Below are 13,754 nucleotides of genomic sequence, written 5' to 3' on the forward strand. Positions count from 1 at the left end.
GTTGCCGAACTCTGATCCGGCTGTCAGGCTGCACCCCGGAGGTTCCCATGAGCGAAGACGGCAGTCGGGTTGAGCAGCGTATCCGAGCCAGCTTTGCGAAACAGGGCCTGATGACGACCCTCGGCGCAACCATCGCAACCGTGGAGCCCGGCGCTGTCGCCATCGAACTGGCGCCTGCTCCGACAATCTCTCAACAGCACGGTTTCGTTCATGCCGGCGCGGTAAGTGCCATTGCCGATAGCGCAGCAGGATATGCCGCCCTCTCTATGATGCCTATGGACCGCGGGGTGCTGACTACAGAGTTCAAGATCAACCTCTTGGCTCCAGCCGCTGGCGACCGGATCATCGCCCGAGGGAAGGTCGTGAAAGCGGGACGCACTCTGACTCTGGCCCAAACCGAGGTGTTCGCGGAGAAGGATGGCCGATCGCGATTGATCGCCCTGCTTACCGCAACGCTGATGGCCGTCGAGGGGCGGGACGGCATTGCCGACTGATGTCGGCTTCCGACCCTTGGTCGACGCTCCGGGAGAAAATTCTCCCCAAGCGCTGGGATGTCGGACCGCGAAAATCCGGCGCGCCGACCGGAGGTTCACCCAACGGTAACCATCCAAGCCGATGTATCTCGTCAGCCTTGTCCGAGAGATACCCGATGCTGACCCGCCGATCGTTTACGTTTCCCGCCCTCTCCTTCGCGGCCGCAGGCCTGGCCGGATGCGGATCGAGAAGCATCGTCGCGCTGCCCGAGATAGACGTCGGCCAAAGTCCGAGAGGCCTGGTGACGCGCACGCTCGCCCAGCCGAACTATGCCGCGGTCTATGCCGAGTATCCCGGCGAGAAATTTCCGATCGCCGCCATCGACTACCAGCGGATCGATACCCGCTATCTCCGCCAGACCGTCGCGTTTCCGCGCGACGATAAGCCCGGCTCGATCGTGGTCGATCCCGCCGGCTATCACCTCTACTTCGTCGAGTCCCCGCGCGTCGCGACGCGTTACGGCGTGGGCGTCGGGCGCGAGGGCTTCGGCTGGTCCGGTGCGGCCCGCATCAACATGAAGCGCGACTGGGCCGACTGGGTCCCGCCTCCGGAAATGATCGAGCGTGACCCCTCGATCCGATCCCAGCTCGAGATGACACCGCGCGGACTGGGCGTGCGCGGTGGATCGAAAAGCCCGCTCGGCGCACGGACCCTGTATCTGTTCGGCGAGGGGCGAGACCTCGGCTATCGAATCCATGGCACGTTCGAGCCCTATACGGTGGGTACGAACGTTTCGTCGGGCTGCATCCGGATGATCAACCAGGACATCGCCCATCTCTATGCGCGCGTGGCGCCCGGCACTCCCGTGACGGTGCTGCCTGCGTGACTTCGGCCACCTGAACGGCAGCCAACGGATCGGTTCATGTTCTGTTGAGGCGCCGCGTGATCTGATCAGCGTCGAAAGGAGTTTGCCATGCGCAAGCTGTTGATCTTCACTGCGATTGCACTCAGCAGCGGGCTGGCCGTGCCAGCCATGGCCTCCGAGGCCGTGCCGAGGGAGCTCGCCCAGCGTCTCGACAAGGCGACGGTCGCGTATTCATGGTCGGCTGCAGCCGAGCGGCGGCACATGATCATCGAAGAGACCATGCGCCAGCAACGCTACGGTCGCGGCTATGGTTATGGTCGGGGCTATGGCCCGCCGCGCGGCTACGGCCCGCCTCCGGGTTACGGTTACGGCTACGGTCGTGGACCGGGCTGGGGGCCGCCGCGTTATGCCCCGCCGCCTCCCGACTGGTGGTAATCTGTTTGGTGGTAACTCTGAGAGCGACGGGCAACCGTCGCTCTTTTCTGTTGCGTGGGCCCGCCTGACGCCACCGAATGTCGGCGACCGGTCCAGGCAGACGTGAAAACCCGACGGGATGACGTTTGGCATCTTGTCGAGCGACCGAAACCCTGCACGTCAACCTGATGCCGCGGATTGTCCCGGGGACGGTTTCCAGCTTCAATGTCATGCGAATAACGGAAGGCGAAAGCGGAGCTGTCCGAAGCTGCCTCTCGCACCGATTCCGGAATGCAGCGAGGAAGCCAGCCGTGTTGAAGCGATATGTCGCCGTGATCTTCATCCTTCTCGTGCCGACCGGCTGCGTCACACAAGATTCCGTTCCCAGAGCGCGAGCCGATGGGCCGGCCTATACGCAGCCAGGCATCGGCGCGCCTGCCCATCAGACGGATATGTTCGGGAGCGGCGTTCGCTGAGAATCGCCTCGGCCTCCTGACTCCGATCCGCAGCGTCGAGAACGCCGCATCCCGGCGACCAACAAAAAACCCGACAGGCCGAAGCCTGCCGGGTCGCTGCTGCGAGACTGTCAGATCGCGTCAGCCGCGCGGCGCAAAGGCCTTGAGCGCGGCGGCGGCCAGCGCCGATTTGAGGATGGCGCCGAGGATGAAGGGCGTCGCGCCGAGCGCAATCGCCTTGGACAGGCCGATCAGGGTGCCGAGCCAGGCGACGCCGATCACCAGGCAGAGCGCGTTGCCGGCGAGCATCGCGGCGAAGGCGAGGCCGACGCGGCTGCCGTTCCAGCCGCGCTGCGCCAGCCAGCCGGTCAGCGCCGCAGCGAAGGGGAAGGCCAGCAGGTAGCCGCCGGTCGGGCCGGCGAAATAGGCCGCACCGCCGACCGCACCGGCGAAGACCGGCAGGCCCATCGCGCCCTGCGCCAGCCAGGCGATGACGGTGACCGCGCCGAGGCGCCAGCCATAGAGCGCGCCGATCAGCGTCACCGCGAAGGTCTGCATCGTCATCGGCACCGGGTACATCGGCACCTTGATCTGCGAGGACAGCGCCAGCAGCAGGCTGCCGACGATCACGGCGCCGGCCTGCCAGGCGAGCGAGCGGCTTTCCAGCCGCAGCGGGCTGAACGGGCGGCTGAGGGCAAGATCGGTCATGGTCACTCCTTGGTCGCGATCAAGATTATCTATAATTTTGATCTTTGATCTATGAGGAAGTCCATATCTCGCCGGAAAAGGCAAGCGCGCCTTTCGTGCGAAACCTCCCACGCCGAGGAAGGACAATGCTCAGCCGACGATGGCGAAGGCCTCTCGCGTCGCGCCGGAGGCGGTGCGGACCGGGCGCTCGCCGATCCATTGGGCATGCCGCGCCAGCGTCGCGATCGCGGTTTCCAGATCGCCGTTGCGGAGCGCGCTCAGGATCGCGCGGTGGTCGTGGTCGGTCCGGGATTCCCATTCCGAGCGCCAGGCCGAGAACAGGAAGCGCGCGCTCGCGGCATGGAGATCGTCGATCGTGGCAAGCAGCCGCTTCATGCCGCAGGGCGCGACCAGGATGCGATGAAAGCGGCGATTCGCCTCCTCCCAGGCCCGGACATCGGTGGCGGCGTCGCAATCGCGCCGCGCCCGCTCGGCCTGGTCGAGGATGGCGGCGGTGAGATGCGGCGCGGCATGGCGCAGGGCCAGCACCTCCAGCGCGGCCCGCATCGCCGCGACCTCCTTCACCTCCGACAGGTCGAAGGAGGCGACGCGGACACCACGGCGCGGTTCGCTGATCGCCAGCCCCTGCGCCTCCAGCCGGCGGAAAGCCTCGCGCACCGGGACATGGCTGGTCTCGAATTCCTCCGCGATATGATCCTGCCGCAGGCGCGAGCCGGGCTCGATCGTTCCGGCGATGATCCGTTCGGCCAAAACTTTGGCGATGCGGACGGCGATGGTGTCTTCGGCAGGCTTCGTCATGATTTATAGATAATTCGGACGCGCGCCGGAGTCGATTGCGATCGGCGCTATGATCCCCATATCGAGGCCTCGCCGATCCTGACGCCTTCTGTCAGGAAGACGGCAGCAGCCGGCACGGCTGCGTGCTATTCATGCCGGGCAGATCGCCGCGAGGCTGGAAAGGCCCGGCATTTGCCCTACATCTAGCGCTTCACCGCAACGGACGCCCCGATGGCCCGCAAGACCGAATCCGCCGCTGCCCAGGCTGCTGCGCTGGAAGACATGTTCGACCGCAACCGCACGGCCGACCCGAACAGCCGCGCCATCACCGTGCGCGGCGCGCGCGAGCACAACCTCAAGAATGTCGACCTCGCCATTCCCAGAGACAAGCTCGTAGTGTTCACCGGCCTGTCCGGATCGGGCAAGTCCTCGCTCGCCTTCGACACGATCTATGCGGAAGGCCAGCGCCGCTATGTCGAGTCGCTCTCGGCCTATGCCCGCCAGTTCCTCGAGATGATGCAGAAGCCCGATGTCGACCAGATCGACGGGCTCTCGCCGGCGATCTCGATCGAGCAGAAGACGACTTCGAAGAACCCGCGCTCGACTGTTGGCACGGTCACCGAGATCCACGACTACATGCGCCTGCTCTGGGCGCGCGTCGGCATCCCCTATTCGCCCGCGACCGGTTTGCCGATCGAGAGCCAGACCGTCCAGCAGATGGTCGACCGCATGGTCGAATTGCCGGAGAAGACACGCGGCTACCTGCTTGCGCCGGTGGTGCGCGGCCGCAAGGGCGAGTTCAGGAAGGAGATGGCCGACTGGCTGAAGCGCGGCTTCCAGCGCGTCAAGGTCAATGGCGAGTTCTATGAGATTCCGGACGCGCCGGCTCTCGACAAGAAGTTCAAGCACGATATCGACGTGGTCGTGGACCGGATCGTGATCCGGCCCGATCTCGGCGCGCGTCTGGCGGATTCGCTGGAGCAGGCGCTGGAGCTGACCGACGGCATCGCCGTCTTCGAATATGCCGATGAGAAGGAGGAGAACGGCGAGGCCAGGCGCGTCACCTTCTCGTCCAAGTTCGCCTGCCCGGTCTCCGGCTTCACCATTCCCGAGATTGAGCCCCGGCTGTTCTCGTTCAATAACCCGTTCGGCGCCTGCCCCACCTGCGACGGTCTCGGCCACGAGATGCGGATCGACCCGGACATGATCGTCCCCGATCATGCGCTGACGCTGAAGAAGGGCGCGATCGCGCCCTGGGCCAAGTCGACATCGCCCTATTACGGCCAGACGCTGGAATCGCTCTCGAAGCATTTCGGCTTCTCGATGACCAAGCCCTGGTCCGAATTGCCGGAGAACGCGCAGAAGGCGATCCTGTTCGGCACGGGCACCGAGCCCGTCCGCATGGCCTATAATGACGGCCTGCGCAGCTATGAGGTGAAGAAGCCCTTCGAGGGCGTCATCACCAATATGGAGCGGCGCTGGAAGGAGACGGAGTCGGACTGGGCGCGCGAGGAGATCGGCCGCTTCATGTCCGAGACGCCCTGCGCCGCCTGCAACGGCTATCGCCTGAAGCCCGAGGCGCTGGCGGTGAAGATCGACATGCGCCATATCGGCGAGGTCTCGAAGCTCTCGGTCAAGGACGCGCTGGACTGGGTCAGCGCCCTGCCCGCAAGGCTCTCGAAGAAGCAGAACGAGATCGCCCCGCGCATCCTCAAGGAAATCCGCGACCGGCTGACCTTCCTGCTCGATGTCGGTCTGGAATACCTGACGCTCGCCCGCGCTTCCGGCACGCTGTCCGGCGGCGAGAGCCAGCGCATCCGCCTGGCCTCGCAGATCGGCTCCGGCCTGACCGGCGTGCTCTATGTGCTGGACGAGCCCTCGATCGGCCTGCACCAGCGCGACAACGAGCGCCTGCTCGGCACGCTGCGGCGCCTGCGCGACCTCGGCAACACGGTGATCGTGGTCGAGCATGACGAGGACGCGATCCTGACGGCGGATTACGTCGTCGATGTCGGCCCCGGCGCCGGCATCCATGGCGGCGAGATCGTCGCCAAGGGCACGCCGCAGGACATTCTCGACGATCCCAATTCGCTCACCGGCAAATACCTCACCGGCGAGATGTCGGTCGCGGTGCCGGCCAAGCGCCGCAAGGCCACGAAGGGGCGCAGCCTCAAGATCGTCGGCGCGCGCGGCAACAACCTCAAGAACGTCGATGTCGAGATCCCCTTGGGGATGTTCACCTGCATCACCGGCGTCTCCGGCGGCGGCAAGTCGACGCTGGTGATCGACACGCTCTACAAGGCGGTGGCGCGCAAGCTGAACGGCTCGATCGAGCACCCGGCCCCGCATGACCGCATCGAGGGCATGGAGCATCTCGACAAGGTCATCGACATCGACCAGTCGCCGATCGGCCGCACGCCGCGCTCGAACCCGGCGACCTATACCGGCGCCTTCACGCCGATCCGCGAATGGTTCGCCGGCCTGCCGGAGGCGAAGGCGCGCGGCTACCAGGCCGGGCGCTTCTCGTTCAACGTCAAGGGCGGCCGCTGCGAGGCCTGCCAGGGCGACGGCGTCATCAAGATCGAGATGCACTTCCTGCCGGATGTCTACGTCACCTGCGACGTCTGCAAGGGCAAGCGCTACGACCGCGAGACGCTGGAGGTGAAATACCGCGACAAGTCGATCGCCGACGTGCTCGACATGTCGGTCGAGGAGGCGAAGGGCCTGTTCAAGGCGGTGCCCTCGATCCGCGACAAGATGGAGACGCTGGCGCGGGTCGGGCTCGACTATGTCAAGGTCGGCCAGCAGGCGACGACGCTCTCGGGCGGCGAGGCGCAGCGCGTCAAGCTCTCCAAGGAACTGTCGAAGCGCGCCACCGGCCGCACGCTCTACATCCTCGACGAGCCGACGACCGGCCTGCATTTCCACGACGTCGCCAAGCTCATGGAGGTGCTGCACGAGCTGGTCGACCAGGGCAATTCGGTGGTGGTGATCGAGCACAATCTCGAGGTGGTGAAGACCGCCGACTGGGTGATCGACATGGGCCCCGAAGGCGGCGACGGCGGCGGCACCGTGGTGGCCGAAGGCACGCCGGAGGACATCGTCCGCATCGGCAAAGGCCACACCGCGCGCTTTCTCAAGGAAGTGCTCGACCGCCGGCCGATCAAGAAGGGCAAGGTGCAGCGGCAGGCGGCGGAGTAGGCGCACCACCACCGCATTAGCCGGAGAGCCAGAAAACCTAGCTCGCGAACAAACCTCATCGTCTTGTGGAACTGGCATAAACTTGGTTGCGCTGGCCATGAGCTGCAATCCAAGATCGCTTCTATGCGCTCACTGCGATTGATTCTTGCTGAAGTGTCAAAGCCGTGATCGCTAGGAATTCAGTTGCATGAATCAATTTTGTTCCCTATTTGTTCATGGCAATGGTTATGCTGAAGCGCATCCGAGATCCGATACACGGGCTCATAACGTTCAACCTCGATGATGAGGTTGATAGAGCCGCGTGGGAGCTTATCGACACACCTGAGTTTCAGCGGCTTAGGCGTGTAAAACAGCTTGGAGTATCGGAGTTTACATATCCAGGCGCCACGCATACGCGACTCGCTCACTCGATTGGGGTCTTCCATATCGCGCGTCAGTTGATGGAAGTTGCTGAACGTTACGTGCCGGGTGACAAACGAAAACCACATCGGGTTCGCGCAGCTTTATTGGCTGCGCTTTTGCACGACCTTGGCCACGGCCCATTCAGCCATGCATTTGAGAATGCTGAAAAAATCAGACTTTCTAAAGAAAAATACCGAGATCATGAGCATTGGACAGCGGAACTTATCTGCCGCAGAGATGGTAATATCCGCCGCATCCTTAAAGAGCGCTTTGGAGGGGACGGATCTGTTGCCGAGGACATCGCAGCAATGCTTCGAGGCGACGAGCAAGATCTTTATTCCTCTGTAGTTTCGAGCTCGTTCGACGCGGATCGCCTTGATTATCTACGGCGCGATCGTCTGATGACCGGCTCTGGGGCCGGAGCGATAGATTTTGATTGGCTTCTAGACAACTTGCGCGTTGTAGAGGTCACAACAATCAGCGGCGAAGACACAGAAGAAACTGGGGACACCATTCAAGCATTCGCCTTTGAAGAAAAAGCGATGCAGGCGGCTGAGAATTTCATACTTGCCAGATTTCACCTTTACTCGCAGGTTTATTTACATAAAGCTACGCGCGGCATCGAACAAATGCTGTCTGCGTTCCTGCTTGCATTCAGTGAGGAGGCAGCCAAGGGCTCGAAGGCCCACCTTGCCGTGCCGAGAGATCACCCATTGAGAGCCTATTACAGCAAGGCAACACCGGACCTAAAAAGTTATTTCGCCCTTGATGATGCGGTTGTCTGGAGCGCCTTGGAGATATCTGCTGTTAAAGGCGATGGCCCGATTCGAGATTTTGCTGAGCGCATCTGCTCTCGGAAAATCCTGAAGGGCGTTGCAATTGACATGGTAAACCCACAGCCAACCGACATTGCACGGCGTAAATTCCTCGATCAAACAATGAAAAACGATATCGGAAAGACAGTTTTTGAGGATAGAGCCCCGCTTTCTATTTATAAAGACCCAAGCAAAGAGAGCGTTAAGCCGCACAAGAAAGTCTACGTTCGCCGCGACGGCGGCAAGATTGTTGACATAACGTCTTTGTCAAAGCCCATCGCTGCGCTATTTCAAGAGCAAGAAATACTTCGTTATTATTTCCTTAACGATACCGATCGCAAGAAAGTCCTGAGCATCTCTGGAGAGAGCTATGCCGCAGCTTGATAATTTGGTGGTCGGCACAGTCGCCCTATCGGGCGGGGCGCTCGTTGGCCGTATTCGCATCCAAAAGGTCATATACCTCTTGGATCAGCTTGGTATGCAGAGCGGGGCACCGTTTGAGTACCATCATTACGGGCCATATTCTGAAGTGATTTCAGATGCAGTCACAGACGCGAAGTTTTGGGGAAATCTTAACGAAACAGTGAGTTTTCGTGTAGCCGATGGCGCCCCATATAGCACCTTCAAGACTGACAGCCCACCCCCCGATAGTCTTGGGGCCTTGAATGCTGTGCACGCGCGCGCGCTGTTAGAGAAATTCTCCGGATGCACGGCTACAGTACTGGAACTCGCCGCCACGGTTCATTGGCTTGCTTTCATCGAGAAAGTCGATGATTGGCGAGCCGAAATTGAAGTTCGCAAGGCAGGCAAGACGGACAATGGTCGGCTGCAAAAGGCGTTGGCTTTGTTGAGGGATATCGGCCTATCCCCAGAATGAATTATTGATCGTTCAGCAAAACGGGCAATACTCCTCGCCACCCTCTCCCGCCCGGGAGAGAGAAGCGTTGTGGCTCTGCGGCTTTCTTCCTGACACCAAACTTATCCCCGCCCCTTCTCACCCGCCCTATCCTGCCCTCGCCCATCACCCAAACGGGGCGGCCGTCCGGAGGTATGCTGGAGGTTGGGTGAGGGTCGGCGCCTGCGGGCGGGGGTTACGCCCTGCTCCCGGGAGGCTTCGGGGCACCGCCCTGGGGACACTACGGTCCCTGTGCGAGGAGCTCGCTGGGAACGGCCGGTCGGTCGCCCGGCATGACGGCAAAGGCGCGACGAGGCGAAGAGCTGAACTGGCGCCCGAACCCGCATGCCCGGCACCGCAAGCCCGATAAGCGCGGCCCGAGGTCCGAAATCGCCGGAGGCGGAGCGCCACGGGGCGTGCGACGGGTGGCTCAATCCCGCCGCGCCGCAGCCTGGCTCAACGGTTGCGGATTCTCTTCGCGCCTCGCGGCGCTCCGCCAGCCCTGTCTAGCCATCCTTGCGACCCCGCCGCGCATCCGCGCGGGCGGATGATCTTGCGTGCCTGACCCCAGGGAGACCCGCCATGCCGAAACACCAGAACACCCCCGCCGAGATCCCGCCGATCACCGATTTCGAGAGCTGCCAGAGGGCGCGGTCCGCCCTGTTTCGCCGGCTGACCGACCAGCTCGAAATCTTTCGCGTCTGCCCGAACAGGACCTGCAAGCGGATGCGCGCCTGCCAGGATGCGCGCGGCGCCTGCTTCCGCGCCGCCTTGCGGGCGATGCCGGACGATACCCGCAGGTCATTCGCTTATGCGGTGCAGAATCGCGCCAACGGGCTCGACCCCGACGAGGCGGTCGCGCGCGCCGAGGCCCGCGTCGCCGGGGAGATCGCGCGGGGCGGGGAGTGACGAGGCGTCATTCTCGGGCGGAGCGCAGCGCAGACCCGAGAATCTCCGGCCGGATGAGGCGCCGGAGCCTCCTCGTCATGAGATGCTCGGGTCAAGCCCGAGCATGACGCGCGCGGGGGCAGAGAAGCACTCCGCCCTCGCCCCCTCAGAACCGGTCGATGATCGTCACGCCCGTGCCCTCGAAACGGTCCATCGCCATCAGGGCGGGGATCGATTCGGCGAGGTCGATGCGGCGGCCGACGAGCTGCTGCGGAGTGAGCTTGCCGGCGCTGATCATGTCGAGCATCGCGCCATAGCGATGCGCCTGCATGCCGTGGCTGCCGAGGATTTCGAGCTCGTGGGCGATGACCTGCGCCATCGGGATCGGCGGCGTCGCCTGCTCCGCCAATAGCAGCCCGACCTGGATATGCTTGCCGCGCTTGCGCAGGTTCGCCACCGAGTTGAAGCAGGTCTGGGGGTGGCCGAGCGCATCGAGCGAGACATGGGCGCCGCCGCCGGTGGCGTCGCGCACGGCGGCGACGACATCGGGCTGGGTTCTGGCGTTGATCGTCACCGCGGCGCCGACCGCGCGGGCGAGCTTTAATTTGTCGTCGGAGATATCGACCGCGACGACATTCGCGCCGAGCGCATTGGCGATCATGATCGCGGAGAGGCCGACGCCGCCGCAGCCGTGAACGGCGACCCATTGCCCGCCCGAGACCTTGCCCTGGTCGACCACGGCGCGGAACGAGGTCACGAAGCGGCAGCCGAGGCTGGCGGCCGTGGCGAAGTCGATCTCCTCGGGCAGGCGCACGAGATTGAAATCGGCCCGGTCGATCCGGACGTACTCGGCGAACGAGCCCCAATGGGTGAAGCCGGGCTGGAACTGGTCGTCGCAGACCTGCTGGTTGCCGGAATGGCATTGCGGGCAGGAGCCGCAGCCCGAGACGAAGGGCACGGTGACGCGGTCCCCCTCGCGGAAGCGCACGACGCTGCGGCCGACCGCGGCGATGACGCCGGCGAGCTCATGGCCCGGCACATGCGGCAGGCGGATATCGGGATCGTGTCCGACCCAGCCATGCCAGTCGCTGCGGCAGAGGCCCGTCGCCTCGACCTTGATGATGACGCTGTGCGGCTCCGGGGTCGGGTCCGGCAGGATGCGCAGTTCGGGGGCCTGCCCGAAGGCTTCGTAGACGACGGCTTTCATGGGGGCCTCCTTCAGTCGAGGCCCGTGTCATGCGGCAGCGCGGGCAGAATCGTCAATCGCGGCGGTTCGGCCGGTCAGACGCCCTTAAGATTCCGCGCCTATGGTGCGCCAGATCATCGCGCGTCCGATCGGACGTGGTCACGATGATCTATCTAAGTGCTATTGCATCGGATTTTTCCGAAAAGTGGCTTCCACTTTTCGGTCCGATGCAATAGCGCTCGGCCCGCCGCGTCGGCGGGCTTTCCGAAGACGGCCGCGAAACATCCATGAGCGACAGCGTCCACGGCTCGACGATCAGCGATAGCCACCGTTCCGCGGCCGGGACCGGCGCGTTCGGCGGCATCCTCGCCGGCTGCGGGCTGTTCATCCTGATGCTGTCGCTGCAGCCCTTCGCCGGGCCGCCGGAACCGACGGCGCCGGGCGAATCGACCGGCAATATCGTCAACCAGATCGGCTATTTCGGGCTCGGGCTGGTCTTTCTCGCGGCGATGCTCGGCCTGACGCGGCGCGACGTGCTGGCGCGGCTGGGCTTCAGCCGCTGGGCTGTCGTCTTCGGCATCGCGGCGCTGTCGGCGCTGCAATCCTTCGATCCGACCGGCTCGCTGCGCGGCCTGCTGCTGACCGCTATCGTGATGATCGTCGTTGCCGGCATCCTTGTCCTGCCCGATGACGAACACGGTTTCGCCGTGGCCGCGGTCAATGCCTGCCTCGTGCTGCTGCTGCTGGTCTACGCGATGCTGGTGGTGGCGCCGCAGCTTGTCATCCACGGTTCGGAAGGCGCGGAGGGCGTGCATGCCGGCGACTGGCGCGGGCATCTCTCGCACAAGAACTTCGCCGCGCCGGTGTTCTCGATCGTCGCGATGATCGGGATCTATGGCTGGCGCTGCGGCCTGCGCTGGCGCGGGGCCATCATCGTCGCGCTCGGCGTCCTGTTCGTGCTCAACAGCGGCTCCAAGACGACTCTGGGCTTCCTGCCGCTCGCCATCGGCGTGGTGGCAATGGGGCGCGTGACCGGGCGGCCGGGGCTGGCGATATTCGCCCATCTCGTGCTGGTCGGGTTGATCGCGGCGCTGACGGTCGGCTCGGTGATGTCGCCTGCGCTCAACGGCATCCTGAAGGCGCTGATCTCAGACTCGACCTTCACCGGGCGCGACGAGATCTGGAAATTCGCCCTGCAACGCATCGCCGAGCGACCGTGGTCCGGCTACGGCTATGCCAGTTTCTGGCAGACGCCGGCCGTCACCGGCCTTGAGGAGAATTACGAGGCGAGCTGGGACGTGCGCGGCATCGGCTCCGGCCATGACAGCTATCTCGACGCCGCGCTGACCTTCGGCGTGCCCGGCGCCATCGTGATGGTCTTCGTGCTGATGGGCCTGCCGCTCGTCGATTATCTGCGCGCCTGCCGCGTCGCGCCGAACCGCCGGCTCGCCGATCTCTTCGTCATGATCGTGATCTTCATGACCTATATCGGGATGCTGGAATCGTTTCTGCTCAACCGGGCCGATCCGCTCTGGGTGCTGTTCGCGCTGGCGGTAACGGGTATCGGCCTGACCGCCCGAATGCGGGCAAAGCCACCGCAATCCTGAACGGGCGCCAAACCGCTGGACAAGCGGGCCTTGTCCGGGGAAACAGCAGCCGGCCCGAAGATCCGGCGAGCGAGACGCATATGACCGCAAATCCCATTTCCCTTGGCCTGATCGGCGCCGGCATCATGGGCGAGCGCATGCTGCGCGCCGCGCTCGACCAGCCGGCGAGCGCGCTCCGCGTCTCCGGCATCTGGGACCCCTCGGCCGAGGCGATGGAGCGGATCGGTGCTGCATTGCCAGCGGTGGCGCAGCAGCCGGATGCGGCTGCCCTGATCGCCGCAAGCGACTGCGTCTATATCGCTTCGCCGCCCTCCTCCCATCTCGGTCATGCCCGTGCAGCGCTCGCTGCCGGCAAGGCGGTGTTCTGCGAGAAGCCGCTCGCCGTCGATGTCGACGACGCGCGGGCTTTCGTCACTGAGGCCGGCGCGCGCGGCGCGGTGAACTTTCCCTTTGCCTCCTCGCCGGCCGTCGCTCGTTTGCGGGAATGGATCGACTCGGGCGCGGTCGGCACGCTCCAACGCGTCTCGATCGAGGTCGCCTTCGCGACCTGGCCGCGCTCCTGGCAGGTCGACGCGGCGGGCTGGCTCGACCGTACGGCGCAGGGCGGCTTCACCCGCGAGGTCGTCTCGCATTTCCTGTTTCTGACCCGCCGCATCGCTGGGCCTTTCGCCAACCTTTCCGCCAAGGCGGCCTATCCCGAAGCCGGCAAGAGCGAGCGCCGGATCGAGGCGACGCTGACCGCGGGCGCCCTGCCCGTTACTCTGAGCGGCAGCGTCGGCACGACCGCGAAGGACGACCATAACGTCTGGACGCTGGAGGGGGATAAGGGCGCTGTCCGGCTCTGCGACTGGTCGCGCGCCGAGCGTCGTCTTGCCGACGGCAGTTGGGAGCCCGATCCGGAAGCGCTCTCCCAGAACGAGGCGCGCCCGCTGGCTCTGCGCCGGCAGCTCGAAGGCGTGGCGAAGCTGACCCGTGGCGAACCGCACCATCTCGCGACCCTCAGCGAAGCGTTCGATGTGCAGGACATCGTCGAAACGATCCTGAAAAGCGCCTGACATACGGTCTGC

The 13,754-nt window shown here is 64.3% G+C and carries 12 protein-coding genes; 9 read left to right on the forward strand and 3 right to left on the reverse strand.

The genetic code is table 11. The annotated features are described in order from the left end of the window. Positions 1-47: 47 nt before the first annotated feature. The 3 genes from AC1RLU_RS05760 to AC1RLU_RS05770 all read left to right on the forward strand — a co-directional run bounded on the left by AC1RLU_RS05760 (position 48) and on the right by AC1RLU_RS05770 (position 1,774). Positions 48-494 carry a PaaI family thioesterase gene (locus tag AC1RLU_RS05760; protein ID WP_091859263.1) on the forward strand — a complete coding sequence of 149 codons (447 nt, stop codon included), beginning with the start codon at positions 48-50 and terminating at the stop codon, positions 492-494. A gap of 155 nt (positions 495-649) precedes the next feature. Further along, entirely contained in the window at positions 650-1,360 is a 711-nt protein-coding gene (locus AC1RLU_RS05765) for a L,D-transpeptidase (RefSeq protein WP_061967983.1), read from the forward strand. Positions 1,361-1,447: 87 nt separating this feature from the next. Next, positions 1,448-1,774, forward strand: coding sequence for a hypothetical protein (locus AC1RLU_RS05770; protein ID WP_492794401.1), 327 nt, complete (start codon positions 1,448-1,450; stop codon positions 1,772-1,774). A gap of 575 nt (positions 1,775-2,349) precedes the next feature. Here AC1RLU_RS05770 and AC1RLU_RS05775 read toward each other — a convergent pair. Next, complete coding sequence (locus AC1RLU_RS05775) at positions 2,350-2,916, reverse strand: biotin transporter BioY (protein ID WP_091859257.1); 567 nt, start codon at positions 2,914-2,916, stop codon at positions 2,350-2,352. A gap of 129 nt (positions 2,917-3,045) precedes the next feature. Beyond that, the gene (locus AC1RLU_RS05780; protein WP_492794403.1) at positions 3,046-3,714 is read right to left on the reverse strand and encodes a GntR family transcriptional regulator; all 669 of its coding nucleotides are present in this window, start codon (positions 3,712-3,714) and stop codon (positions 3,046-3,048) included. Between the two features lie 210 nt (positions 3,715-3,924). On the opposite strand from AC1RLU_RS05780, the gene uvrA reads away from it, so the two are divergent. The 4 genes from uvrA to AC1RLU_RS05800 all read left to right on the forward strand — a co-directional run bounded on the left by uvrA (position 3,925) and on the right by AC1RLU_RS05800 (position 9,915). Then, on the forward strand, positions 3,925-6,894 hold the full coding sequence (gene uvrA, locus AC1RLU_RS05785) for an excinuclease ABC subunit UvrA (protein ID WP_492794404.1): 2,970 nt from the start codon (positions 3,925-3,927) through the stop codon (positions 6,892-6,894). 227 nt (positions 6,895-7,121) lie between these two features. Then, positions 7,122-8,495: an HD domain-containing protein gene (locus tag AC1RLU_RS05790; RefSeq protein WP_492794405.1), complete on the forward strand. Its 1,374-nt coding sequence runs from the start codon at positions 7,122-7,124 to the stop codon at positions 8,493-8,495. Beyond that, positions 8,482-8,988, forward strand: coding sequence for a hypothetical protein (locus tag AC1RLU_RS05795; RefSeq protein WP_492794407.1), 507 nt, complete (start codon positions 8,482-8,484; stop codon positions 8,986-8,988). The genes AC1RLU_RS05790 and AC1RLU_RS05795 overlap by 14 nt, the downstream gene beginning before the upstream one ends. A 600-nt stretch (positions 8,989-9,588) precedes the next feature. Beyond that, positions 9,589-9,915, forward strand: a complete 327-nt coding sequence (locus AC1RLU_RS05800) for a hypothetical protein (protein WP_492794408.1) — start codon at positions 9,589-9,591, stop codon at positions 9,913-9,915. Between the two features lie 145 nt (positions 9,916-10,060). Here AC1RLU_RS05800 and AC1RLU_RS05805 read toward each other — a convergent pair whose 3' ends face one another. After that, positions 10,061-11,101, reverse strand: a complete 1,041-nt coding sequence (locus tag AC1RLU_RS05805; RefSeq protein ID WP_492794410.1) for a zinc-dependent alcohol dehydrogenase family protein — start codon at positions 11,099-11,101, stop codon at positions 10,061-10,063. Positions 11,102-11,367: 266 nt separating this feature from the next. Between AC1RLU_RS05805 and AC1RLU_RS05810 the strand changes: the two genes are divergently transcribed. Next, positions 11,368-12,687: an O-antigen ligase family protein gene (locus tag AC1RLU_RS05810; protein WP_492794412.1), complete on the forward strand. Its 1,320-nt coding sequence runs from the start codon at positions 11,368-11,370 to the stop codon at positions 12,685-12,687. Positions 12,688-12,767: 80 nt separating this feature from the next. Continuing rightward, positions 12,768-13,742 carry a Gfo/Idh/MocA family protein gene (locus AC1RLU_RS05815; protein WP_492794413.1) on the forward strand — a complete coding sequence of 325 codons (975 nt, stop codon included), beginning with the start codon at positions 12,768-12,770 and terminating at the stop codon, positions 13,740-13,742. The last annotated feature ends 12 nt before the right edge of the window (positions 13,743-13,754 follow it).

Source organism: Allobosea sp. GW822-FHT05A11 (assembly GCF_058800455.1).